Raw genomic sequence first — 23,182 nt, 5'->3', positions numbered from 1 at the left:
GATGAAATATGACCTTTCGGGGGTCCATGCGGTCAATTTAAAGCTTTTAAAGGAGATTGACCGGATCTGCCGGAAATATAAGATCAAATATGCCCTGGACTCGGGGACGCTCCTGGGGGCCATCCGCCACGGCGGCTTTATTCCCTGGGACGACGATGTGGACGTGGTCTTTACCAGGGCCAATTATGAAATGTTCAAAAAGGTGGCGCGGCGGGAGCTGCCGGAGGGCATGTCCTTTGTGGAGCCTGACGAATATCACGGCGGAAAGGCCTTTTATGATTTTGTTTCCCGGGTGACCTATGATAAAAGCCAGAAATTTGAGGATTCCGGGAAGATGGCGTTTTATGACGACAAGATCACCCGCCTCAATGTGGATCTTTTTATCCTGGATCCGCTTCCGGATAAGGCCATTCCCAAAAAGATCACCAAGCTTCTGCACTGTGTGGTCTATGGGCTGGCCCTGGGACACCGGTGGAAGATCGAGCTTTCCGATTATAAGGGGATCATGAAGCTGTTTGTGGCCGTGCTGTCCACCGTGGGAAGGCTGATCCCGTTCCCGGTGATCTACAAGCTCTGGAAGGCCCTATGCGCCAAGGATAAGAATAAAAATACCGGCCTCTACTTTTACACCAACTACGCTCCGGATTATTTCTATGTGGAGATGAAAAAGGAGTGGGACGATACGGTGGAAGAGATCTCCTTTGAGGATACGAAGCTCTTTATCCCCACAGGCTGGGAGCATCAGCTTACCCAGGTATATGGGGATTATATGAAGCTGCCTCCAAAGGAAAAGCAGGTGCCGGAGCATTCAGACATGGAGATAAAGATTTATGGTTAAACTGCTTTCCGTTGTGGTGTCCGTGTATAATGAGGAACTGGCCCTTCGGGAGTTTTACCAGGAGACGGGGGCCGTATTAAAGGCCCTGCCGTCCTCCTGGGATTACGAGCTTCTGTTCGTAAACGATGGCAGCGCCGACCGGTCCCTGGAGATCCTCCGGGAGCTGGCCCGCCGGGATGACCGGGTGAGGGTGGTGGAGTTTTCCAGGAATTTTGGCCATGAGGCTGCCATGATCGCAGGCATCGACTATGCCCGGGGAGACGGCATCGTCTGCATGGACGCAGACCTCCAGCATCCGCCGGAGTGCCTTTTGGAGATCGTGGAAAAATTTGACCAGGGCTATGAAGTCATCAGCATGGTCCGCATGAAGAATAAAACCGCCGGCCTGGTGAAAAATATTACCTCCGCCGCCTTTTATAAGCTGATCAACCATTTATCCGACGTGAAGTTTGAACCCAACGCCTCGGATTTTTTTGCTGTCAGCAAAGCCGCGGCCGACGTTCTGCGGAACAATTACCGGGAGAAGGTGCGTTTCTTAAGGGGCTACGTCCAGAGCGTGGGATTTAACAGGACCACGATCCAGTACGAGGCCAGACCACGGTTCGCAGGAGAGAGCAAGTACAGCTTAAGGAGCCTGTTCCGGTTTTCCATCAACACGATCCTGTGCTTTTCCGACATGCCCTTAAAGCTGGGGATCTATTCCGGCTGCGCGGTGGCGGTCTTCGGCCTTCTGATGATGGCCTATACCATCTGGACCTGGGCCAAATATGGAACACCCAGCGGCTATGCTACGATCGTGGTGCTGATGTCCTTTATGTTCGCCATGCTGTTTGTGATCGTGGGGATCATTGGGGAGTATATTGCGATCCTGTTTTCCGAGCTGAAGGACCGCCCGATCTACATCGTAAAGAGCACAGAAAACATGGAATCAGAAGAGAAAGTTACGAAATCCTAAATAATTTATGATATTTTGAAAAAAGGGCTACAAAAACCCAGAGGAATCGTATATAATACGTGAGTATGTAAAAAGGTCTGCCAAAGCCTGCTTTCCAATGATTTTGGCGGATCGGTGGAACTGAAATGACAGGAGGAGATCATAATGAAATTATTAAAGAGAATGGCTGTACTGGGCCTGGCAGTCCTGGCCCTCAGTGCATGTACAAAGAGCAGCGAGGAATCTGAGACTGTGACAGGAAACGAGGTGGATCCGGCAAAGCAGTCCGCCATGGATGAGGTGGACGAGACGCTGGCCCGTGAGGATAATATTTTGGTAGAGGATGAGACAGAGCCCAAATCCTTATATGAGTGGGAGCAGGTAAAGGATGAGACAGACACCCTGTTCGCTGATGCAGATCTGTATCCCCAGACCGTGAAGATGGAGTTTGCAGCGGATGAGGCTTCCATGACCATCGACTTAAGCTGGGTATTAAAGAATGGAACGTCTGAGGAAGAGGCAGAAGAGTATGCGGCCATGATGGTGAAGCAGTTCAATGATATCGTTGCCGTTCAGAGCACAGAGCTGGAGAATTCCTCTGATTCCTCCTTCGGTACTCTCTGGAACCAGTTCGCACTGAATGTGAAGGTGGGCACAGAGGACGGAAAGTGGCTTGTGGATAAGAGCTACAAGGCAGGCGGAAAGATCGACCTGGCAATGCCAGAGGCAGAGAGCCAGGATGGTCCCGAGGATGTGGCAGAGGACGTACCGAAGAAGGAAGTAAAGGAGCCCAAGGCCACAAAAGAGGCGAAATAAGAAAAAAGAATAGAAGAATGGGAGCAGAGATAGATCTGCTCCCGTTTTTTTGTCCCTTATTTTCTGCACTGATCCATAAAGTACTGGAAGATGGGCAGGGAATCCACACAGTTTTCCGGGTTGGTGACCGGACCGGTCATACGCTCCGGATGCCACTGGACAGCCCAGATGGGAAGGCTTACGTGCTCCACAGCTTCCACGATGGAATGGCCGTTGGCATCGGACCAGGCCACAGCCGTCAGATCCTTTCCCAGGTCCTTTAAGGCCTGGTGGTGGTAGCTGTTGATCTCCAGGGATTCCCCGAAGAGACGGCCCAGGATGGAGTCCTTTTTTAAGGTCACCGGATGGCATACGCCCTTGGCGTGCTCGCCGCCCAGCTCATCAGGGATATCCTGGTACAGGGTGCCTCCAAAATAGGCGTTCAGCACCTGGACGCCGCGGCAGATGCCAAAGATGGGCTTTTTCCGGTCCACAAAGGCTTTGATGAGCTTCCATTCCAGATCATCCCTTAAGGGATCCGTAATAACAAAATCGTATTTCAGCTCTTCGCCGTAAAGGGCGGGGGCCACGTCTTTTCCGCCGGAAAGCAGAAGACCGTCTGCCAGATCGGCATATTCCTCCGCGCAGTCATTGTTTACGGCTAAGAGAGGGATGCCGCCTGCACGGCGGATATTATCTGCATAATTCTGGTTCAGGGACCAGGCCGGCGTTCCATTGGCGGCGGCGCTGGTGCCGCCGGAAAGTAAGATCACTGGATTCATAAGATCCTCCTTTTTTGTGATTTATCCAACATCGAGCCCGCTGTGGTAGGAATAGTTCCCCAGCTCAGAAAGGAACATTTCAAAGCTCTGGTCCTTGAGCGGGATCTCGCTTGTCAGCATGGAGTTGAACTGATAGTACATAAGGTTACATTTCTGAAGGGTCTGACGATACAGGTCCAGGAAGGAGGCGGAAGAGGCCAGGGTCTTGTTCCAGGGATTGGTCCATACTTCATGGTCCAGGTTCAGGGTCTTCCGGACGCCTTTGGGCGTATCGTCGGTCACCAGCTTTTTGGAGGCGATGGGATGCTTTAAAAACATGGACTCAAAAAACTGGATCGTATTCCGCTTGTGGCCTGCCGGATCAGAAAGAAGGCGGCCGCCGAAGCGGATGGCATAAACGGAGCGGGTGACCATTCCCTCCGTGACCTGAAAGATATTGCGTTCTGTGATGGGATAGTAGGTTTCATTGATACAGCGGCTGAGGAACCGGGACAGGAACTGGATCTCCTGGCCGTTTAAGCAGATGGTAGCCGCCTGGTTGAATTCAGATGGCTTTTTGTGCTTGAACTTCCGTAAAAGCAGCGTATCGATATCATTTTCCAGCTCCGCGTGAAGACCATGGAACCGGGAGCCTTTTCCGTCGGTCTCATACTGGATGCGTCCGTAAACATAGGGATGGCAGATGGAGTCGGCGGCATAGTGGCAGAGGAAGCCGGCCATATAGGAAATGGCCTGTTCCCGCTGCTGCTTGGAACTGATGGCGGCGATCTCGTTGAGACAGTTCCGGAAGAAACGGTTCACATGGTATTCGTGCATATGGGAACCGACGTTCCGGTAGTCCCGGTGGCGCAGGATCGGGATATTATAAAAGAAGATATCCGGGCCCTGGAGCCCGATCTGGTAGAGCCAGCGGTATTTGGAGATCACATGCTTTAAATAATTGTTCGGCAGATCGTTATAGGCCTTTACGCCGAACAGGTAATGGGTCGTAAATCCTGGCAAATCGACCAGCTCCTTTATATTGGTTTCTGTACTGGTTTCCGGAGGGCATCGGAAATCCTGCCTCCGGCATCATACCCTCAGTATATCATATCTTACGGTAAATTGGAATAAAACATAATGAGAAAAGTCGCAGCAGGAGGTTGGAATGATCCATTGGATCCATACGATGGTCTGGGGGCCGGGGATGCTGGTTTTATTCCTGGCTGTGGGGATCCTTTATACGATCCGGTTAAGAGGTTTTGTGTTCTGGGGTTTCCCCCGGTGGTGGAAAAATACGGCCGGGAGCCTGTGGAAAACTCCGGAAAAGACAGGGACCAATGAGGAAAACATGCAGGGCGGGGATGCGGTCGGGGGAATGTCGCCATTCCAGTCGGCGTGTACGGCCCTGGCAGCTACCATCGGTACAGGGAACATAGCCGGGGTGGCCACGGCCCTTTTATCGGGAGGGCCGGGGGCCATATTCTGGATGTGGGTATCTGCCTTTCTGGGCATGGCCACGGCCTATGGTGAAACGGTGCTGGGGATCCGTTACCGGAAGAGGGACCGGAGCGGAGGCTGGGTGGCCGGCCCCATGCTCTATATGGAACGGGGCCTTGGCTGCCGGTGGGCCGGGCTCCTTTACGCCGGGCTCTGCGCGGCGGCCTCCTTTGGTATGGGCAGCATGGTCCAGGCCAATGCCATTTCCGAGACCCTTGAGTTCTCTTTTTCCATGCCGCCGGTCCTCATCGGGGGCCTTCTGGTGCTTTTAAGTGGAAGGATCATGGCCGGGGGAGCCGGGGCCATAGCGGGAGCCGCGGAAAAGATGGTCCCAGTGTCGGCAGGGATCTATATGGCGGCTTCGGCGGCGGTGCTGTTTTTGTTCCGGGAAAATATTCCCTCTGCCTTTGGGATGATCTTCCAGGATGCGTTTTCGTTCCGGAGTGCCGCCGGAGGCGCGGTGGGGCTCCTGGCCAGCAAAAGCGTCCAGTACGGGATCGCCCGGGGCGTTTTTTCCAATGAGGCGGGGCTGGGAAGCCTGGCGGTCCTCAACGGGGCAGCAGAAGGCGATCCAGGCGTCCAGGGCCAGTGGGCGATCTTTGAGGTGTTCTTTGACACGGTCGTGAGCTGCACCTTGACGGCGGTGGTGATCCTCTGCGCCATGGGCGGAGAGCTTCCGGCCTTTTCCGGAAACGGGGCAGAGCTGACCGGGATCTGCTTTTCCAGGGGCCTGGGGAACCTGGGCGGATATACAGTGTCCATGTGCGTGGCCCTGTTTGCCTTTGCCACCATCATCGCCTGGTATTATATGGGGCGGCAGGCGGCCTCGTACCTGGGGGAGGCGGTCGGAAAAGATCTGGTCCGGATCTATACGGCCGGATATCTGGCCGCCGTATTCTTTGGAAGCCTTGGCCCCATGGAGCTGGTCTGGGAGGTTTCGGATGTGCTCAACGGATGTATGGCGGTGCCGAACCTGGCGGCGCTGGTGCTGTTATCCGGGAAGGTGGGCTCTCCGGGGCGGGCCGGGAAGGAGCTCTGACTGCCGTCTGGCGGTATGGAAGGGATCCGGCAGGAGAAGAGGGCTCCGGCGGGCCGGAGCAGAAAGAAAAAGACATGAAAAAAGCACCCCGCCAGGTGCTTTTTTCAACAAAATGATTATTTGAAAAAGGGAGGAGAGCTGATATTTTCTATCAGCCCGAGTATTATGAAAAAAATCTTATAAGCAGCATCGCATCGGATGTTTATCTGTTTATGGTTATATGATATCCTGTAAAGATGAAGAAATCATGTGTATTGTGTAAAAGAATTTTGAAAAGAATTTGAACATTTTATGAACGGTAGTGGATAATTAAAACTTCATTCAAAAAAACGTAAGAGAAAAGTCCCGGGGATGAAAGGTTTTTCTGGTAAAATAGGGCTGTAAAGAGGAGAGACTGCATTTCTGTTTTATCAGAAAAGGAGGAAGCTGTTATGAAAAAAAGAGTTGCTCTGATCGCGGCGGGCTGTATTGCGGCGGGAAGCGTTCTGCTTTCGGGCTGCGCCACGGAGGTGAAGACCACGGTTCCGGATGTGATCCAGGTGCAGAACCTGGAGGAAGATAGGAAGATCTCCTTAAGCACGTCGGAAACGGTAAAGGTGGCGCCGGACATGGCCCGGATCGTCTATGGGATCGCCACAGAGGATGCGGACGCAGAAAAATGCCAGCAGGCCAATGCGGAAAAGCTCAACGGGCTTCTGGAATATTTAAAGGGCCAGGGAGTGGCAGAAACGTCCATTGCCACCTCGGATTTTTCCCTGAACCCCATGTATGACTGGAGCGGGAATGCGAGAAAGCTGGTGGGCTATGAGATGCGGACCCAGGTGGAGGTATCGGATGTGGCTCTGGACCAGGTTGGGAGCCTGCTGAGCCAGGGAGTGGCGGCCGGAGCCAATGAGATCCAGTCCATTTCCTACTATTCCAGCACCTATGACGAGGCCTACGCCGACGCTCTGGCACGGGCAGTGGAGCTGGCAAAGACCCGGGCATCTGTCCTGGCAGAGGCCAGTGGCCAGGAACTGGGATACGTTATAAACATTGAGGAATACGGAGACCGCCAGGAGGGCCGGTATGTGACCTCCAATATGTCCATGAAGAGCGCGCCGGGGGCCGGAGCCGCAGAAGAGGCGGTCATGGATATGGGCGTCATGCCGGGCGAGATGGAGGTGACGGCCAGCATCCGCATCGAGTTTGCCCTGCTCCGGAAGCAATAAAGGTATGGACATCCGGCAGCGTGTCCTGTATAATATCAGATAGAAATGGGGGATGTCTTCATGGCATCCCCGGTTTTATTACAGGAAAAGGAGATTGTCAATGAAAAATCCAGTAGTTACCATCGAAATGATGAACGGAGACATCATAAAGGCAGAGCTTTACCCGGAGGTGGCTCCCAATACAGTCAACAACTTTTTAAACCTGGTGAACAAGGGCTTTTATAACGGCCTGATCTTCCACCGGGTCATCAAGGGCTTTATGATCCAGAGCGGCTGCCCCGACGGCAACGGCATGGGCGGCCCGGGCTACTGCATCAAGGGCGAGTTTTCCCACAACGGCTTCCAGAACGATCTGGCCCATACGCCGGGCGTTTTATCCATGGCCAGGGCTATGAACCCCAACTCTGCCGGTTCCCAGTTCTTCATCATGCATGAAGCGGCTCCGTACTTAAACGGAGAGTATGCGGCTTTCGGCCAGGTGATCGAGGGAATGGACGTGGTCAATACGATCGCCGAGGTCCGCACCGATTACAGCGACCGTCCCATGAAGGAGCAGAAGATCAAATCCATTACGGCTGAGACCTTTGGGGAAACGTATCCGGAACCGGAAAAATGCTGATCCGGGAGTAATATTTATGAGGGAGATCCGATATGCAGCAGTGAACGGGAAAGAGATCCCGGTTCTGATCTCCGATGAAAACGAGGCTCTTCTGGCCGCCAGGGCGGCTGGAGGAGCCATTGTTGGATTATGGAGCGGCGAGGGACGGGGAACGGCGGCTCCCTATGCGGTGGAAGCGCTTTCGGACGTGACGGAGGAATTTCTGGAGCGGGCTGCAAGACGCCATCTGGGACTTCCCTGGAGGATCTGCGAGACCAGGCGGCTCCTGGTGCGGGAGATGACCGGCGATGATTTTGACGAGGTGTGGGCCAACCAGGTGGGCCGCGGCTTCGGCTCTGTGGAGGAGCTGGAGGCGTATACGAAGCACCAGTATACATTTTATGAGTTCGGCTTCTGGGCCCTGGTGGAAAAGGAGACCGGGGATCTGATCGGTGTGGCGGGGCTTAAGGTGCCGGAGGAGGACGGGAAGGAAGAACAGGAACTGGTGAAGCTGGAGCTTTTTAACGGCCGGGAGAACGCCGGGGACGGAGAGGTGGTCCTGGAGCTGGGCTACCATATTTTTCCCGCATACCGCCGCCGGGGCTATGGACTGGAAAGCTGTGCCGGGATCCTGGAATATGGCCGCCGGGAGCTGGAGGCGGACCGGTTCCTGGTGCGGATCCGGAAGGAAAACGTCCCCTCCCTGGTCCTGGCAGAAAAGCTGGGCTTCCGGGAAAAATAAGCCGTTGGGCCAGATATAAATTTTATATGGAAAGCTCTTGTCAAATAAGGGCTTTATCCGGTATACTGGTTATTGTATACAAGAAACAGAAAAAATACAAGCGGGTGATGGAAATGCTGGATCGTTTGGAATTAAAGGCCTATGGAAAGATCAATCTGGGTCTGGATGTGGTGAGAAAACGGGAGGACGGTTATCATGAGGTGCGGATGATCATGCAGACCGTACACCTCCATGACCGGATCGTGATGGAGAAGACAAAGGAACCGGGGATCCGCACGGAAACGAACCTTCCCTATGTGCCGGACGGAGAGGGAAACCTGGCCTGGAGGGCCGCAAAGCTTTTAATGGATGAATTCGGCCTGTCAGAGGGCGTGGATATAAAGATCCGGAAATGCATTCCCGTAGCCGCCGGTATGGCGGGAGGGAGCACCGACGCGGCGGCGGTCCTGGTGGGCATGAACCGGCTGTTCGGCCTGGGCCTTGGAAAAAAAGAGCTGATGCGGCGGGGAGTGAAGCTGGGAGCGGACATCCCCTACTGTATCCTCAGAGGGACCGCCCTGTCGGAGGGGATCGGGGAGATCCTTACGGAGCTTCCCCCGGCTCCCCAGTGCCATGTGGTGCTGGCAAAGCCCCAGATCTCAGTGTCCACAAAGGCGGTATATGAAAAGCTGCGGGTGGATGCCCTGGGACCGGAGGCCCACCCGGATATCGACGGCATGGCGGCGGCCATCCGGGCAGGCAGCCTGGACGGCGTTACAGCCCGTCTGGGGAATGTGCTGGAAACGGTCACGATCCCGGATCATCCGGAGATCGGCGCCATTAAGCGGATCATGCTGGAGCACGGGGCGGAGGGGGCGCTCATGAGCGGCAGCGGCCCCACGGTATTTGGGATCTTTAAGGACAGGGAAGAGGCAGACGCGGTCTGCGGGATCCTCAGAGAGACAGACAACGGACGGTTGACCCGACAGGTCTATTTGACCAGATTTTTTAACAAAAAACCAGCCAGATAGAAGGAGAAGGCCAATGACAAGCAACTTTGATGTGAAGATGGATGAATATCTGCCCCTGCGGGATGTGGTGTTCAAGACGCTGCGCCAGGCGATCCTAAAGGGAGAGCTGGAGCCGGGAGAGCGGCTCATGGAGATCCAGCTGGCGGAGCGCTTAGGCGTCAGCAGGACTCCGATCCGGGAGGCGATCCGGAAGCTGGAGCTGGAGGGCCTGGTCCTTATGATCCCCCGGAAGGGAGCCGAGGTGGCCAGGATCTCTGAAAACAATCTGCGGGACGTGCTGGAGGTGCGCCGGACCCTGGAGGAGCTGGCGGTGGATCTGGCCTGCCAGAGGATGACGGAGGACGAGCTGGAGGAGCTGAAAAAAACACAGGAATTGTTTGCCCAGGCCATCCGGGAGGGAGACGCCATGCGGATCGCCCAGACCGATGAAAGGTATCATGAGATCATTTACGGCAGTACAAAAAATGAAAAGCTGGTGCAGATCCTAAACAACCTGCGGGAGCAGATGTACCGCTACCGCCTGGAATATATCAAGGATGAGGACAAGCGGCATATTCTCCTGGTGGAGCATGACCAGATCCTAAAGGCCCTGAGCCTGCGCCATGTCCACGAGGCGAAGATCGCGATCCGGGAGCATATTGATAATCAGGAGATCACCATCCTGAAGAACCTGAAGGAGCAGGAAAATGACGTTCAAAGAAAAGTATCTGGCCGGAGAAATCCGGTTTGAGGAGATCGACGATTACATTGAGATATGGAACAACAGCGACGACGAGCGGACGCTGGCACAGTTTCTGGGGCTTAGCGCAGACGAGGAAGACGTCTGGATCGATGACAGCGACGAGGCCTTAAAGGCCATGCTGGACCAGGAGCGCTGCCAGTCTTAGTCCGCAGGCAAAGGAAAAGAAAGGGGTATGGGAAAATGAAGACAGTAACACTGGGAAGAACAGGGATCACAGTCAGCAAGAACGGGTTCGGTGCGCTGCCGATCCAGAGGATCACAAGGGATGAGGCCGCAAAGCTCTTAAGAAAGGCATATGACGGCGGCATCACGCTGTTTGATACAGCCAGGGCTTACTCTGACAGTGAGGAGAAGATCGGCTATGCCATGAGCGATATCCGGAACCACATCTACATCACCACCAAGACCGCAGCCCAGAACGCAGAGGAATTCTGGAAGGACCTGGAGACCAGCCTGACGCTCCTTAAAACGGATCATGTGGACGTGTACCAGTTCCATAACCCGTCCTTCTGCCCGAAGCCGGGGGATGAAAGCGGCCTTTATGAGGCGGCCTTAAAGGCCAGGGAGCAGGGAAAGATCCGCTTCATCGGCATCACTAACCACCGGCTGGCTGTGGCTCATGAGGCCATTGACAGCGGCCTTTATGATACCCTCCAGTTCCCGTTCTGCTATCTGTGCAGCGAAAAGGATGTGGAGCTGGTGGAGGACTGTAAGAAGAACAACATCGGCTTCATCGCCATGAAGGCCCTGTCCGGCGGACTGATCACCAACTCTGCCGCCGCCTATGCCTTTGAGGGCCAGTACGACAACGTGCTTCCCATCTGGGGCGTCCAGAGGGAGAATGAGCTGGATGAATTTTTAAGCTATATGGAACATCCGCCGGTGATGAACGACGAGATCCGGGCTCTCATCGAGGCGGACAGAAAACAACTGTACGGAAGCTTCTGCCGGGGCTGCGGCTACTGTATGCCGTGTCCGGTGGGGATCGAGATCAATAACTGCGCCCGGATGTCCCTGCTGCTGCGCCGTTCTCCGTCCGAAGGCCATCTGTCCCCCGAGGGCCAGGCAAAGATGATGAAGATCAAGGACTGCCTCCACTGTAACCAGTGCATGAGCAAATGTCCTTACGGCCTCAACACGCCGGAGCTTTTACAGAGGAACCTGAAGGACTATGAGGAGGTCCTGGCCGGTAAGGTCATGACTCCCACCAACTTCTAAACAGGCAGAGGGCCGGGAAAACCGCTGGGAACAACCTTTTCCGGCTCCTGGTCATATAGAAAGAGGGCCGCTGCCAGTCTGCAGCGGCCCTCTGGGCTTTCCGCCCTTCATCATCCTTCAATGGCGATGTAATTGGGTGTTTCCACCTTCTTCTGCTCCTCCTCTTTGGGAACAGACAGGGAAAGGATCCCGTTTTCAAATCTGGCTGTGATATCCTCCTGCTTTACGTTCTCACCCACGTAGAAGCTCCGGCTCATGGCTCCGGCGTACCGTTCACGGCGGATATAGCGGCCTTCCTTATCCTTTTCGTCCTTATCCAGGCCCTTGGAGGCGCTTATGGTCAGACAGCCGTCCTTTAACTCAGCATGGATCTCATCCTTCTTAAAGCCCGGAAGATCAATGTCGATCACATACCGGCCATCCGCTTCTTTAATATCGGTCTTCATGACTCTGGAGGCGTTCTTTCCGTACAGCGGACTGCATTTTCCAAAGAATTCATCGTTAAAGGAATCCATCATTTCATCAAATAAGTTTTCACCAAAGATACTGGGCATCAGCATAAATCATTCCTCCATTCTATATGTCAATTTACTGCTGGTCACAAATAAGTTTCTGGAACCGGAGGCGGCAGGAACCAGGCCGGACGTTTGAAGTCCTTTTTCTGTTCTCTATTTCGTCTCCTTTGTTCTACCTGTAATATAGCACGCATTATTAGCACTGTCAAGAGGTGAGTGCTAATTATTTTGTGAAAAAAGTATGAAGTCAGCTTACCATGACGGCCCGGAGGCGGCGAGTGATCCTTCCGGCATTTGACATCCCGCTTCCGGGACCGTATAATATTTCCATAAGAAAAGAGGAGGACCGATTATGCCAGATATAAGAGAGATCACAGATCTGTCGGCTCCGGAGCTGGACGTTTATGCCAGGCTCTCTGAGGGCCAGCTGCTTCACTATTACGAACCGGATACGGGCCTTTTTATTGCTGAAAGCCCCAAGGTCATCAGCCGGGCCCTGGATGCCGGATATGAGCCGGTGTCCCTTTTAATGGAGCCGGAGCATGTGGAGGGAGAAGCCAGAGAGGTGGTCTCCCGGTGCGGCGGTATCCCCGTCTATACGGCAGAGGCCAGGATCCTTACGGAGCTTACGGGCTTTCAGCTGACCAGGGGTGTCCTCTGCGCCATGCGGCGGCGGAGGCTGCCGGATGCGGCTTCCCTCTGCGCTGGGGCCAGACGGGTGGCGGTCCTGGAAAACGTCATGAATCCCACCAATGTGGGGGCCATTTTCCGGTCTGCGGCCGCCCTGGGCATGGACGCGGTGCTCCTGACGCCGGGATGCAGCGATCCCCTGTACCGGCGGGCCGCACGGGTCAGCATGGGCACAGTGTTCCAGGTGCCCTGGACTTTTTTTGACCGGCAGCAGTGTCCGTGGCCGGAGAGGGGGATGGAGGCCTTAAGGGAGCTGGGGTTTAAGACGGCCGCCATGGCCTTAAAAAAAGATTCGGTGAGCATCGGCGATCCGGCCCTCCTGGCAGAGGAGCGGCTGGCGGTGGTGCTGGGGACCGAGGGAGACGGTCTGGCGGCGGAGACCATTGCAGACTGCGACTATACGGTGATGATCCCCATGGCCCACGGGGTGGATTCTCTCAATGTGGCGGCGGCGTCAGCCGTGGCCTTCTGGGAGCTTGGGAAAAGATAAGGAGGTGGGGCGATGACCGAAATGGAGCTGAGAGAGGAGATCCGTCGTTATGAGCCCTTCAATGAACAGGAACGGGAGGATAAGAAGGAGATCCTGCGGCAGATGGAACAGGCAGACCATATCCTGACCAGGGACAACCGGAACGCCCATATCACGGTCTCTGCATGGATCATGGACAGGGACCGGAAAAAGGTCCTGATGGCATACCACAATCTTTACCAGTCGTGGGCATGGCTTGGGGGCCATGCAGACGGGGACGCCGATCTGAAGGCGGTGGCGCTGAAGGAGATCCGGGAGGAAAGCGGGCTGGAATCCGTCCGGTTCGTGACAGAGGATATTTTCTCCCTGGAGATCCTTACGGTTGACGGCCACGAAAAACGGGGAAGCTATGTGCCGTCGCATCTGCATCTGAACGTGACCTATCTGCTGGAGGCGGACCCAGAGCTTCCGCTGCGGATCAAGGAGGACGAAAACAGTGAGATCGGGTGGATCGGTGTGGAAGAAATCGAAAGAAGATCCACGGAAAAATGGTTTGTGGAACGGATCTACTCCAAATTATGCAAGAAGGCCCAGAGCCTGAGGAATGGAAAGCTGGCGATTCTGGAATGAACGATTAAGAGGGAACGCCTGGAAAAATTTCAGCTTTGTGACAAGATCACGGAAAATTTCCAGAAAAACGGTTATGATAAGAACATAAAGAAAAACATCAACCCAGGGAGGGCGGATATATGAGATTAAAGGATAAGGTTGCTATCATAACCGGCGGAAGCCGCGGGATCGGCTTTGCCACAGCAGAAAGATTTTTACAGGAGGGCGCCAAGGTCATTATCACAGCCAGCTCCGAGGAGAATGCGAAGAAAAGCGCAGCCCGCTTAAAGGAGCTGTATCCGGATTCCGTGGTGGACGGGATCAGTCCCAACCTTTCCAGCCTGGAATCGGTACGGAAGGAATTTAAGAAGGTAACAGAAAAATACGGCTGCGTGGATATCCTGGTGAACAATGCAGGAGTCTCCGAAAGCACGCCCTTTACGGAATACACGGAAGAGACATACGACCGTGTCATGGATCTGAACGTGAAGGGGATCTTCACAGCCACCCGGGCGGCCAGCGAATGTATGATCGCCAAGGGAAGCGGAGTGATCCTTTCCACCTCGTCCATGGTCAGTATTTCCGGCCAGGCCAGCGGTCTGGCATACCCCACCTCTAAGTTTGCCGTCAACGGACTTACAGTATCCCTGGCCCGGGAGCTGGGCCCCAGGGGGATCCGCGTCAACGCGGTGGCCCCGGGGATCACGGAGACGGATATGATGAAGGCGGTGCCAAAAGAGGTGCTGGATCCGCTGGTGCGGCAGATCCCCCTGCGCCGTCTGGGCAAGCCCGAGGACATTGCCAACGCCTTCGTGTTCCTGGCCTCAGAGGAAGCGTCCTACATCACAGGCGTGGTCTTAAGCGTGGATGGGATGGCAAGATCATAAGCAAAATAAAAAAGGCCGGTCCCGGTCCGGAAACCCTGATCTGTGGTTTCCAGAGCCGGAACCGGCTTCTTTTATGTATGTTTATGAAGCGGCGGCCGGAGCCGTCTTTTCGGAATTATGCCTGGAGGCGAAGTAGGCCTGCAGGGAGTTTACGACGATGATCAGGCCTAAGAGCATTAAAAGGATGGCGATGATCAGCTGGAGTCCCTCCACCATGAAGGTGGCGGAGCCGGAGGCAAAGGCAGTTACCAGCGCTTTGGTCCTCTGTACCAGGGCGGTGGTGGTGACGCAGAGCATGATCGCCAGCGGCGGGAACAGCATCTTGTTGCTGCGGCCGGTGACCTTCATGAATACGCACAGGGTCACCAGGACCAGGGCAGATAATAACTGGTTGGCAGATCCGAACAGCGGCCAGATGTTGGAATATCCGATCCGGGTCAGGACAAAGCCGAAGAACAGGGTCAGCAGGGTGGAAACGTATTTGTTGCAGATGAACTTTCTCCAGCCTTCGGCGTGCTCCATGTCATCCACAGAGAACAGCTCCTGTAAGCTCATACGGCCGATCCTGGCAACGGCGTCCAGGCTTGTGAGGGCCAGGGCGGAAACACACATGGTCATGAAGCACTGGGCAATGTACATGGGAACGCCGAACATCTGGAAGAAGCCTGCCACGCCGCTTGAGAAGATCTGGAACGGAGTTCCGGCAGCGGGAGTTCCGTCGGCTCCGGCGGCAGCGCCTGCCACGCAGAGGGCCAGTACGGCTAAAAGGCTTTCCAGGACCATGGCTCCGTAGCCCACCTTTAACATATCCTTTTCGTTGGCCACGGTCTTTGAGGACGTACCGGAGGACACCAGGCTGTGGAAGCCGGAAACAGCTCCGCAGGCAACGGTGACGAACAGGATCGGGAACATGTCTCCCAGCTTTTCATTATGGAAGCCGGTGTACATGGGCAGGTTCATGGTCGGGTGGGCCACAAAAAGTCCCAGCACAGCTCCGGCGATCATGCCGATGAACATATAGGTGGTCATGATGTCACGGGGCTGTTTTAAAAGCCACATGGGAAGGACTGCTGCAAAAAAGATATAAATAAAGGTAATGTAGGTCCAGGCCTCTTTTCCGGCGGTGATGGGGGCCATCATTCCAAGAGCCAGGGCAGCCACGGTGCAGGCAAGGCCCAGGACCGTCTCCTTCCAGCCGGTAAAATGGAGGCGTGTCTGCAATACGCCGAACAGCATGGCGAAGGCGATAAATAATAAGGAAATGGTCCCGGCCGCGCCGTTGGTCTCTGCCGCTGCGGACAGGCTGGTCACGCCGTCCACGGTCTGGTAGGCGTTGAAGGTCCCGGCCACCATGTCGGCAAAGGCTGCGATCACCAGCCAGGTGAAGAGCCAGCAGAATACCAGAAACAGCTTACGGCCCAGTTTTCCGATATATTTTTCAATCAGAAGTCCCATGGACTTACCATCATTTTTTACGCTCACATAAAGAGCACCGAAGTCTGTGACGGCTCCAAAGAAGACGCCGCCGATGAGGATCCATAAAAGAACGGGGACCCATCCGAAAACGGCCGCCTGGATGGCTCCGGTCACAGGGCCGGCTCCGGCGATGGAGGAAAACTGATGGCTGAAAACGGTCCAGCCGTCTGTGGGGACGTAGTCCTGTCCGTCCGCGTGAACGACTGCCGGTGTTTTGGCTTTCGGGTCGATGCCCCATTTCTTTGCAAGAAAGCGGCCATACAGCACATAGGCGGAGGCCAGGCAGATCGCGGAGATGAGGACGATTACAAGTGTGTTCATAATTATTCTCTCCTTGTTAGTATTTATAAGTACATACTATAATCCTGTAAAGAGATAAAGTCAATAAATCTGGTGAAAAACATGAGAAAATCGTCGTTTTTATGGTAAAATGATGAAAAACAGTTGGAAATTTATATAAATTTAATAATGTTTATAAAAAAGATATAATGTATAAATATACTAGACATAACCAAAGGGAATAGTAATAACAAAAGAAAAAACCAGTCCGCAGAATCCATATAAATCATAGAATAATTTTTGGTTTTTTGTGCATAATATTCAAGTATATAAAATTTTAACAAATTCGTTTGGAATTTAACAAGAACTGTGCTATAATGCATTTCGTTGCACAAATACAAAAAAGAAAAGGAAGGTTACACAATGGAAAATTCTAAGAAAATGACCTGGTATACCTTAGCCTTTATGGCGTTTTCCACAGTTTGGGGATTCGGAAACGTTCTGAATGGCTTCGTATACTTTAACGGTATCCAGGTTATCTTCAGCTGGGTAATGATGTTTGCCCTTTACTTTGTTCCCTACGCGCTCATGGTTGGTGAGCTGGGCTCCGCTTTCAAGAACTCCGGCGGCGGCGTAAGCTCCTGGATCCACGAAACCATCAGCCCGAAATTTGCATATTATGCCGGCTGGACCTACTGGGCATGCCACGTTACTTATATCGCAAGTAAGGGCAGCGGCGGATTAAAGGCTTTAAGCTGGATGGTATTCCAGAACGGAACTACCTACGATACATTCCCGACCATTGCTGTACAGTTAGCGACTCTGGCAGTTCTCCTGTTCTTCAGCTGGGTAGCAAGCCGCGGCTTAAACCCGCTTAAGAAGCTGGCTACCATTGCCGGAACCAGTATGTTCGTAATGTCCATCCTGTACATCCTTATGATGTTTGCCGCTCCGGTGATCAATCCCAACGCAGAGTATGTGACAATGGAATTCACCAAAGAGGCACTGATCCCGAAGTTCAACGTGGGTTACTTCACTTCCCTGTCCATCCTGGTATTCGCAGTGGGCGGATGTGAGAAGATCTCCCCGTATGTAAATAAGGTAAAGGATCCGTCCAAGGGATTCCCGAAGGGTATGATCGCTCTGGCTGTTATGGTCATGGTATGTGCGATCCTGGGAACCATCGCCATGGGCAAGATGTTCGATCCGACCATCATCAACGAGAGCAAGGAAAGCTTCAACTCCTACGTTTCCAACGGCTCCTACTGGGCATTCCAGAAGTTAGGTGAGTACTACGGCGTAGGCAACGCTCTGCTGATCATCTACGCAGCCTGCAACGCCATCGGACAGTTCTCCACTCTTGTTTTAAGTATCGACGCTCCGCTTCGTATGCTTCTTGACAACGAGGATGCAAGACAGTTCGTTCCCACCAAGCTGTTAAAGAAGAACGACAAGGGCGCATACATCAACGGTATCTGGATGGTTGTGGCTCTTTCCGGAAGTATCATCCTGATCCAGTCCTTCGTACCGGGCGCAGCTGCTGTATTAACACAGTTAAATAAGCTGAACTCCGTAACCATGCCGCTCCGTTACCTGTGGGTATTTGCCGCTTACATTGCCTTAAGAAAGGCTGCCGGCAAGTTCCATCCGGAGTACCGCTTCGTGAAGAACCAGGGCATCGCTCTGACCGCAGGCGTATGGTGCTTCTTCGTAACGGCTGCATGCTGTCTCCTTGGTATGTATGTGGAAGGCGATATGGCCTCCACAGCCTTAAACGTAATCACTCCCTTCGTTCTTACTGCTCTGGGACTGATCCTTCCGGAGATCAAGAAGAGAGAAAAAACAAACGCTTAACTGGAAATAAAATAACTTGTATTGTGCGTATCCGGCAGCTGGCCCATCCTGGACTGGCTGCCGGTTTTTCCTATATATTTTTGGGGATAGATATGATAAAATAGGATCCATGGAAACAACTGCGGCAGTCAGAAAAAGGAGGGGAGCCTGTGGATATACAGAAGGATGACCGGAAGGCGTGTGGAAAAGAGCAGACCGGGGACAGAGACTGGAAGGTGACCTTTGAAGGGGGCTTTTACGGCCAGAGGGGCCGCCGGGGGATCGAGATCCCGGTGGGAAAGACGTTTTCCTGGGGGAAGGAGATCTGGCATGTTCCGGCGGTGTACCAGTGCGGAAAGGGGCTGGTGGCAGATATTTTTGCGGAGATCGACCCGGAACGGGTGAAGGCCTTTTTAGAACGGTACCGGGATCTGGAGGAGGACAGGCTGACGGAGGAGGAGCAGGAGCGGATCCAGCAGGAAAGTCCTCTGGAAACGGGCTTCCAGCCGGAGATCATACTGAACGGAAGGAAGCTTCGGGGAGTGGAGGGAAACGGGCTCTGCTGGCTCCCGGAATCCTGCCGGGAAATGGATGCCGGGGCTCTGAACGATGGGCCAGCAGAAGAATATCCGGAACTGGATAATGACGGGGATCCAGTGGAGGATCCGGCAGCGGAGGAGTACCCGGCGGCAGACCCGTATGAAGAGGAGCGGAGGCTCCTGGAGCATTACGGACTGGATCCGGCGAAGGCCTGGTCCATGAACCGCTGGAGCTTTTCCTGGGCTACAAAGCGGCCGCCAAAGCTCCGGTCCCTGAGCCTTACCATGAAGCGGGACCGGGTCTGTATTCCAGGCATCCGCTTTACAGTCCGGGGGCCGGGAGACCAGATCCCCTTTATCCATCCCTCCACAGGAGAGCGTCATGTGCTGACGGTCCTGGAATACCAGGAAGAGGAGATGGACCGGAAGGCCTTTGAAGCGCCGGAGGATATGGAACAGGAAGAGAGACGGAGGCTTCTCCGGCGTATGGGGGAGTGGGAGTATCCCACCCACCTGACGGCCATGACCTACGCCGTAAGCCCAGAGATTTCCAGGAGAGAGCTGCAGATCCGGGACTGCGGCGGCGACCGTCCCCGGAGGATCCTGCCCAGGGAGCCGGAGGACCGGTTCCTTCCGGAGGCGAAGAATGATGTGTGTGTCATGGCAGGAGCCAGCGCCATCGGGATCATCGGCGGAGCCGACGGGCCCACGGCCATTTTCATGGCGGGGAAGGGAGAGCCGCGTTGCACCTTTTCCTCCCTGTATTTTGAGCCGGGAAAGCCGGTGGAATGGCGGATGCGGTTTTATGAGCAGCGGGTGGAGGATCTGGAAGTGAAGCTTTTATAAAAGAAGGGCGGGGAACAGTCAGTGCTGTTTCCCGCTCTTTCTGCTGTCAAAGTATGGAAAGCTGTCGATGGCGTCTAAGATATCCTTAAAATCATCTCTGGGAGCCAGGCGGATGTAGGCCTTTAAGATCTCCTGCTCCCGGGAACGGAAGGGGCCGTAAAAGATATCGTACAGGTTGTGGCCCCGCAGATGGATGCGGATCTCCTCCATATGGTCCTTCATATCCTCCGGGGAGGTGAAGTCCCGGCCCAGGGCCTTTATGAGCTTCTGGCCGCTGGTGAGCCGGTGGAGATATTCCCGCCATTTTTTGTACAGGGTCTCGTAAAAGGCTTCCTGGCTCTCCACAATGCCCAACTGTGCCATGATCTCCGGGTTAAAGAAGTAGTTTTCAAAGGAATAATATTTCAGGATCAGCACGTTCCTTCTGGTGACTCTGGGGAGCCGGTCCACGTCCTCGGCATTCCGCGCGTCATAATACCGGCAGAGCTGCCCCGCCAGCTCCTCCGGATCCTTTCCGTCCCCGTCCCGGATCATCAGGAACTGGTCCCGGATATAGACCTGGTTCATATATTTTAAATTGGCGTAGGTCTTGATGTTGGTACAGCTGTTGGTGGTGATGATGGAAATGCGGGAGAGCCGTCCCTCCTGGTCCCGGATCTCAGAGTAGTAGTTTTCCAGCAGCAGGGGAAGCCGGGACTTATCCTGCTTTCCTTCCACAATAAAAACGAAGCTCACGTTCATCAGATCGCTGGCCCCGTAGCCCAGATCGTCCAGGATCCGGCCCAGATCGGTCTTTTCCCGGATCACGGAATACATGTCGTCGTCTAAGACCACCTGGCGGATCTGGCGGGCCGTGAAATTGAACAGAAGATCCGGCGAATGGGTCTGGAAGATCACCTGGTTTTTTAAGGAAAGGCGGTACAGGATCTCACAGCACATTTTCTGGAGCTGGGGATGGAGAAAGATCTCCGGGTCCTCCACCAGGATGATGCTGGGGATCCGGTCCGGCTCGGCCACATACGTTTCCAGGAGAGACAGCATGTAGATGCTCCGCATGCCTTTGCCCAGGTATTCCACCGGAGTCTCTGTCCCCCTTTTTTCATTGCAGGCCGTGACCGTAACGGAAAACATCTGGTCCGTGTCACAGTTTATGGAACAGCGGATCTCTTCATAGCCGCCGTTTTTCAGGAAGTTTTCACTGAGCTTTTTGGAAAAGCTGCTGAAATTCAGCTGATAGATCTTATATTCCAGGAGCCTGGCAGTCTCCACGGCAGAGAGCTCCGCCGGCTTTTTCTGATCGATGAGGCCAATACAGCGGAAGCAGTGGCCGCAGGCCTTGGCAGGATCGAAGATACAGGAGCCGGAGCGGAGCTTTCTGAGCTGCCGGTCTTCCTGGAACATGAGGAGGTCGTTCTGGAGCTGTCTTAAGTCCCGGTCGGCAGTGATCCGGTAGATCCTGGGGAGGATCATGGGGATATAGGGGTTATTTTTCCGGGAAATATCCTCGTAACGGACCTTTCCGTCTTTATTTACATGGAAGGTAAAGCAAAGCTCTCCCTGGGAGAAGGAGGGAAGCCGCTCGCCGAAGACCCGACTCCACACCTCATACCGCCGGTACTGGCTGACGATGCCCATACGGTGGAACAGGGCCAGATCCTCGCTGCTGATGGAAAAGGAGGCGTCGATGCGGATGGCCTGCTCCCTTTCGTTAAAATCGGCCTCCTGGACCTGGTAGCAGCCGCAGACGGCACAGACGGCATCCAGGATCGAGGTCTTCCCTGTATTATTTTTTCCTACCAGGATCAGGGCCCGGTCAATGTCCCGGATCTCCATGTCCCGGATGGACTTGAAATTGTGGATGTGAAGATAAGTCAGCTGCATGCTCCGCCCTCCCTGTAAAAATTCTTCCTTTTGCCCCTAGTATAATCCAGCCGGAGGCCCATGGCAATAGAAAACGTCTGCGCCGTGGGGCAGTCTGCCAGATAATTTGGAAAAAATCAAAAAAGGGTTGACATTTGCTTTAAAGTGGCATAGAATACAGACACAGAAATAAGAGAAACCGATGAGAAAGAGGAGTAAGCCTTCTTCTGATATCACAGAGAGCTGCAGGCGGTGGGATTGCAGTATGGAAGGGATCGCTGAATGGACTTTCGAGGGCGGCCTGAAATGAAAAGAGTAGGAGCTGCCGGGAACCAAACCCGTTATCAATGAGGGATGCATGGTAGTGCATTGAAAGTGGACATTTATGTCAATTTGAGTGGTACCGCGATTATAAACGATTATAACCGTCTCAAGCGAAAGGGCTTGAGGCGGTTTTTGTGTTATAGGAACATGGGTTCCATGACATAAAAGCGTTCCGCGAGGATCGTCATGGGCGGAAGAGGATTCTGCCGCAGACGCGTACCGCCGCTGGTTTCCCGTTTCTGAAATGCGAAAAAAATTTAAGAGCATGGAGGAGAAAGACTATGAAGAAAAAAATGATGAGCGCAGTGATGGCAGCAGCAGTGACAGCGGCATTTTTAGGAGGCTGTGGAGGAAAGGAAACGTCAGGCAGCCCAGAGGCCAGTGGGGCGAAGGCAGAAGAAACAACGGCCCAGGGCTCAAAGGAGACAAAAGAGGAGAAGACCGGCGGGGCCGGAGAAAATACAGAAGCTGGAAACGCAGACGGCGGGGAATATACCGTGGCCGTTGTAAAGCAGATGGACCACGCATCCCTGGACGAGATCGCCGCCGCCGTCTGTGAGGAGCTGGATGCCCTGGCAGAAAAGAACGGAGTTTCCATCCAGTATGAGGTATATTCCGGCCAGGGCGACCAGTCGGTGCTGACCCAGATCGGGACCCAGGTGATCTCCGAGCAGGTGGATGCGGTGATCCCCATTGCCACCCTGGCGGCCCAGGTCATGGCCACCTGTGCCGAGGATACGAAGACCCCGGTGGTCTATGCGGCCATCTCCGATCCGGAGGCAGCGGAAATGACGGGCATCGATTATGTGACCGGAACCTCAGACGCCCTGAACACAAAGTTTATCCTGGATATGATGCTTGCCCAGGATCCGGAGGTGAAAAAGGTCGGACTCCTTTATTCCTTATCGGAGGATAACTCCAAAACACCCATCGCTGAGGCAAAGGCGTATCTGGAGGAAAAGGGGATCGGATACACAGAGAAAACGGCCAACACCAATGACGAGGTGATCACAGCGGCCAGCGCCCTGATCGCAGAGGACGTGGACGCCATCTTTACACCCACCGACAACGTGATCATGTCCGCGGAACTGGCGATCTATGAGAGCCTGGCCGAGGCAGGGATCCCCCACTACACCGGGGCCGACTCCTTCGTAAGGAACGGCGCCTTCGCCACCTGCGGCGTCAACTATACAGACCTGGGCCATGAGACGGCGGATCTGGCTTATACGGCCATGACGGAGGGTATGGATTCTCTTGAGGACTTTTATCTGGCCGAGGGCGGGATCATCACTGTGAACACCGAAACAGCCCAGACCCTGGGAGTCGATTATTCCGTATTTAAGGACATGGGAACTCTGGTGGAGGTAGGCACCACAGAGGATTAAAGAAAGCGGCTGCCGGGGGCCTGTACAGAATGGGCGCAGGCTCCCAGGCAGAAAATAAAGAGTATGGAAGGATGGGAAAGAT

The 23,182-nt window shown here is 54.2% G+C and carries 22 protein-coding genes and 1 other annotated feature; of the genes, 17 read left to right on the top strand and 5 right to left on the bottom strand.

Annotated features, from left to right (window positions below):
- Position 1: 1 nt before the first annotated feature.
- The 3 genes from ACI6NM_RS07450 (at position 2) to ACI6NM_RS07440 (ending at position 2,588) form a co-directional block, all read left to right on the top strand.
- Positions 2-838, top strand: a complete 837-nt coding sequence (locus tag ACI6NM_RS07450) for a LicD family protein (protein WP_262426840.1) — start codon at positions 2-4, stop codon at positions 836-838.
- The gene (locus ACI6NM_RS07445) at positions 831-1,793 is read left to right on the top strand and encodes a glycosyltransferase family 2 protein (RefSeq protein ID WP_158359058.1); all 963 of its coding nucleotides are present in this window, start codon (positions 831-833) and stop codon (positions 1,791-1,793) included. Before ACI6NM_RS07450 ends, ACI6NM_RS07445 begins: the two co-directional genes overlap by 8 nt.
- A gap of 144 nt (positions 1,794-1,937) precedes the next feature.
- Positions 1,938-2,588, top strand: coding sequence for a hypothetical protein (locus ACI6NM_RS07440; RefSeq protein ID WP_262426775.1), 651 nt, complete (start codon positions 1,938-1,940; stop codon positions 2,586-2,588).
- A gap of 56 nt (positions 2,589-2,644) precedes the next feature.
- Here ACI6NM_RS07440 and ACI6NM_RS07435 read toward each other — a convergent pair whose 3' ends face one another.
- Positions 2,645-3,349: a gamma-glutamyl-gamma-aminobutyrate hydrolase family protein gene (locus ACI6NM_RS07435; protein ID WP_262426774.1), complete on the bottom strand. Its 705-nt coding sequence runs from the start codon at positions 3,347-3,349 to the stop codon at positions 2,645-2,647.
- Between the two features lie 21 nt (positions 3,350-3,370).
- Positions 3,371-4,351, bottom strand: coding sequence for a zinc dependent phospholipase C family protein (locus ACI6NM_RS07430; protein ID WP_215655128.1), 981 nt, complete (start codon positions 4,349-4,351; stop codon positions 3,371-3,373).
- A gap of 145 nt (positions 4,352-4,496) precedes the next feature.
- Here ACI6NM_RS07430 and ACI6NM_RS07425 point away from each other — a divergent pair, with 145 nt between their 5' ends.
- From ACI6NM_RS07425 to ACI6NM_RS07390, 8 genes are all read left to right on the top strand, one after another.
- Complete coding sequence (locus ACI6NM_RS07425; RefSeq protein ID WP_262426773.1) at positions 4,497-5,867, top strand: alanine/glycine:cation symporter family protein; 1,371 nt, start codon at positions 4,497-4,499, stop codon at positions 5,865-5,867.
- Between the two features lie 431 nt (positions 5,868-6,298).
- Positions 6,299-7,078: an SIMPL domain-containing protein gene (locus ACI6NM_RS07420; protein ID WP_262426772.1), complete on the top strand. Its 780-nt coding sequence runs from the start codon at positions 6,299-6,301 to the stop codon at positions 7,076-7,078.
- Positions 7,079-7,178: 100 nt separating this feature from the next.
- Complete coding sequence (locus tag ACI6NM_RS07415; protein WP_262426771.1) at positions 7,179-7,697, top strand: peptidylprolyl isomerase; 519 nt, start codon at positions 7,179-7,181, stop codon at positions 7,695-7,697.
- A gap of 16 nt (positions 7,698-7,713) precedes the next feature.
- On the top strand, positions 7,714-8,418 hold the full coding sequence (locus ACI6NM_RS07410) for a GNAT family N-acetyltransferase (RefSeq protein ID WP_262426770.1): 705 nt from the start codon (positions 7,714-7,716) through the stop codon (positions 8,416-8,418).
- 113 nt (positions 8,419-8,531) lie between these two features.
- Positions 8,532-9,428, top strand: a complete 897-nt coding sequence (ispE, locus tag ACI6NM_RS07405) for a 4-(cytidine 5'-diphospho)-2-C-methyl-D-erythritol kinase (protein ID WP_158359046.1) — start codon at positions 8,532-8,534, stop codon at positions 9,426-9,428.
- 13 nt (positions 9,429-9,441) lie between these two features.
- Complete coding sequence (locus tag ACI6NM_RS07400) at positions 9,442-10,158, top strand: GntR family transcriptional regulator (protein WP_022274459.1); 717 nt, start codon at positions 9,442-9,444, stop codon at positions 10,156-10,158.
- Positions 10,115-10,315, top strand: a complete 201-nt coding sequence (locus tag ACI6NM_RS07395; RefSeq protein WP_022274460.1) for a hypothetical protein — start codon at positions 10,115-10,117, stop codon at positions 10,313-10,315. Before ACI6NM_RS07400 ends, ACI6NM_RS07395 begins: the two co-directional genes overlap by 44 nt.
- A 35-nt stretch (positions 10,316-10,350) precedes the next feature.
- Positions 10,351-11,388: an aldo/keto reductase gene (locus tag ACI6NM_RS07390; RefSeq protein WP_262426769.1), complete on the top strand. Its 1,038-nt coding sequence runs from the start codon at positions 10,351-10,353 to the stop codon at positions 11,386-11,388.
- A 110-nt stretch (positions 11,389-11,498) separates the two neighbouring features.
- Here the strand turns inward: ACI6NM_RS07390 and ACI6NM_RS07385 are convergent, their stop codons facing one another.
- The gene (locus ACI6NM_RS07385) at positions 11,499-11,948 is read right to left on the bottom strand and encodes an Hsp20/alpha crystallin family protein (protein ID WP_262426768.1); all 450 of its coding nucleotides are present in this window, start codon (positions 11,946-11,948) and stop codon (positions 11,499-11,501) included.
- A gap of 307 nt (positions 11,949-12,255) precedes the next feature.
- Here ACI6NM_RS07385 and ACI6NM_RS07380 point away from each other — a divergent pair, with 307 nt between their 5' ends.
- From ACI6NM_RS07380 to ACI6NM_RS07370, 3 genes are all read left to right on the top strand, one after another.
- The gene (locus tag ACI6NM_RS07380) at positions 12,256-13,083 is read left to right on the top strand and encodes a TrmH family RNA methyltransferase (RefSeq protein WP_262426767.1); all 828 of its coding nucleotides are present in this window, start codon (positions 12,256-12,258) and stop codon (positions 13,081-13,083) included.
- A gap of 21 nt (positions 13,084-13,104) precedes the next feature.
- On the top strand, positions 13,105-13,692 hold the full coding sequence (locus tag ACI6NM_RS07375) for an NUDIX domain-containing protein (protein ID WP_438501097.1): 588 nt from the start codon (positions 13,105-13,107) through the stop codon (positions 13,690-13,692).
- A 119-nt stretch (positions 13,693-13,811) separates the two neighbouring features.
- Positions 13,812-14,558 (top strand): SDR family NAD(P)-dependent oxidoreductase, encoded by a 747-nt coding sequence (locus ACI6NM_RS07370; RefSeq protein ID WP_262426765.1) that lies wholly within the window; start codon positions 13,812-13,814, stop codon positions 14,556-14,558.
- A gap of 81 nt (positions 14,559-14,639) precedes the next feature.
- Here the strand turns inward: ACI6NM_RS07370 and ACI6NM_RS07365 are convergent, their stop codons facing one another.
- Positions 14,640-16,355, bottom strand: a complete 1,716-nt coding sequence (locus tag ACI6NM_RS07365) for a carbon starvation CstA family protein (protein WP_262426764.1) — start codon at positions 16,353-16,355, stop codon at positions 14,640-14,642.
- A gap of 381 nt (positions 16,356-16,736) precedes the next feature.
- On the opposite strand from ACI6NM_RS07365, the gene ACI6NM_RS07360 reads away from it, so the two are divergent.
- Complete coding sequence (locus ACI6NM_RS07360; RefSeq protein WP_022274466.1) at positions 16,737-18,167, top strand: amino acid permease; 1,431 nt, start codon at positions 16,737-16,739, stop codon at positions 18,165-18,167.
- A 149-nt stretch (positions 18,168-18,316) separates the two neighbouring features.
- Positions 18,317-19,531, top strand: coding sequence for a sodium ion-translocating decarboxylase subunit beta (locus ACI6NM_RS07355; protein WP_262426763.1), 1,215 nt, complete (start codon positions 18,317-18,319; stop codon positions 19,529-19,531).
- A gap of 18 nt (positions 19,532-19,549) precedes the next feature.
- Here ACI6NM_RS07355 and ACI6NM_RS07350 read toward each other — a convergent pair whose 3' ends face one another.
- Positions 19,550-21,412 (bottom strand): ATP-dependent nuclease, encoded by a 1,863-nt coding sequence (locus ACI6NM_RS07350; protein ID WP_262426762.1) that lies wholly within the window; start codon positions 21,410-21,412, stop codon positions 19,550-19,552.
- 172 nt (positions 21,413-21,584) lie between these two features.
- Positions 21,585-21,827, top strand: a binding site (T-box leader).
- Between the two features lie 169 nt (positions 21,828-21,996).
- Between ACI6NM_RS07350 and ACI6NM_RS07345 the strand changes: the two genes are divergently transcribed.
- On the top strand, positions 21,997-23,100 hold the full coding sequence (locus ACI6NM_RS07345) for an ABC transporter substrate-binding protein (RefSeq protein ID WP_262426761.1): 1,104 nt from the start codon (positions 21,997-21,999) through the stop codon (positions 23,098-23,100).
- Positions 23,101-23,182: the final 82 nt, after the last annotated feature.

The organism is Pilosibacter sp. YYHA0881 (genome assembly GCF_051602715.1).
Taxonomy (GTDB): domain Bacteria; phylum Bacillota; class Clostridia; order Lachnospirales; family Lachnospiraceae; genus Alitiscatomonas; species Alitiscatomonas aceti.
The sequence above is the reverse complement of the archived record's forward strand: the minus strand, read 5'-3'. Positions and strand labels throughout refer to the sequence as shown.

Excerpts from the sequence above, each read along its gene's own strand:
- ACI6NM_RS07450 (WP_262426840.1), top strand. The coding sequence starts at position 2 with ATGAAATATGACCTTTCGGGGGTCCATGCGGTCAATTTAAAGCTTTTA.
- ACI6NM_RS07445 (WP_158359058.1), top strand. The coding sequence starts at position 831 with ATGGTTAAACTGCTTTCCGTTGTGGTGTCCGTGTATAATGAGGAACTG.
- ACI6NM_RS07440 (WP_262426775.1), top strand. The coding sequence starts at position 1,938 with ATGAAATTATTAAAGAGAATGGCTGTACTGGGCCTGGCAGTCCTGGCC.
- ACI6NM_RS07435 (WP_262426774.1), bottom strand. The coding sequence starts at position 3,349 with ATGAATCCAGTGATCTTACTTTCCGGCGGCACCAGCGCCGCCGCCAAT.
- ACI6NM_RS07425 (WP_262426773.1), top strand. The coding sequence starts at position 4,497 with ATGATCCATTGGATCCATACGATGGTCTGGGGGCCGGGGATGCTGGTT.
- ACI6NM_RS07420 (WP_262426772.1), top strand. The coding sequence starts at position 6,299 with ATGAAAAAAAGAGTTGCTCTGATCGCGGCGGGCTGTATTGCGGCGGGA.
- ACI6NM_RS07415 (WP_262426771.1), top strand. The coding sequence starts at position 7,179 with ATGAAAAATCCAGTAGTTACCATCGAAATGATGAACGGAGACATCATA.
- ACI6NM_RS07410 (WP_262426770.1), top strand. The coding sequence starts at position 7,714 with ATGAGGGAGATCCGATATGCAGCAGTGAACGGGAAAGAGATCCCGGTT.
- ispE (WP_158359046.1), top strand. The coding sequence starts at position 8,532 with ATGCTGGATCGTTTGGAATTAAAGGCCTATGGAAAGATCAATCTGGGT.
- ACI6NM_RS07400 (WP_022274459.1), top strand. The coding sequence starts at position 9,442 with ATGACAAGCAACTTTGATGTGAAGATGGATGAATATCTGCCCCTGCGG.
- ACI6NM_RS07395 (WP_022274460.1), top strand. The coding sequence starts at position 10,115 with ATGACGTTCAAAGAAAAGTATCTGGCCGGAGAAATCCGGTTTGAGGAG.
- ACI6NM_RS07390 (WP_262426769.1), top strand. The coding sequence starts at position 10,351 with ATGAAGACAGTAACACTGGGAAGAACAGGGATCACAGTCAGCAAGAAC.
- ACI6NM_RS07385 (WP_262426768.1), bottom strand. The coding sequence starts at position 11,948 with ATGCTGATGCCCAGTATCTTTGGTGAAAACTTATTTGATGAAATGATG.
- ACI6NM_RS07380 (WP_262426767.1), top strand. The coding sequence starts at position 12,256 with ATGCCAGATATAAGAGAGATCACAGATCTGTCGGCTCCGGAGCTGGAC.
- ACI6NM_RS07375 (WP_438501097.1), top strand. The coding sequence starts at position 13,105 with ATGGAGCTGAGAGAGGAGATCCGTCGTTATGAGCCCTTCAATGAACAG.
- ACI6NM_RS07370 (WP_262426765.1), top strand. The coding sequence starts at position 13,812 with ATGAGATTAAAGGATAAGGTTGCTATCATAACCGGCGGAAGCCGCGGG.
- ACI6NM_RS07365 (WP_262426764.1), bottom strand. The coding sequence starts at position 16,355 with ATGAACACACTTGTAATCGTCCTCATCTCCGCGATCTGCCTGGCCTCC.
- ACI6NM_RS07360 (WP_022274466.1), top strand. The coding sequence starts at position 16,737 with ATGGAAAATTCTAAGAAAATGACCTGGTATACCTTAGCCTTTATGGCG.
- ACI6NM_RS07350 (WP_262426762.1), bottom strand. The coding sequence starts at position 21,412 with ATGCAGCTGACTTATCTTCACATCCACAATTTCAAGTCCATCCGGGAC.
- ACI6NM_RS07345 (WP_262426761.1), top strand. The coding sequence starts at position 21,997 with ATGAAGAAAAAAATGATGAGCGCAGTGATGGCAGCAGCAGTGACAGCG.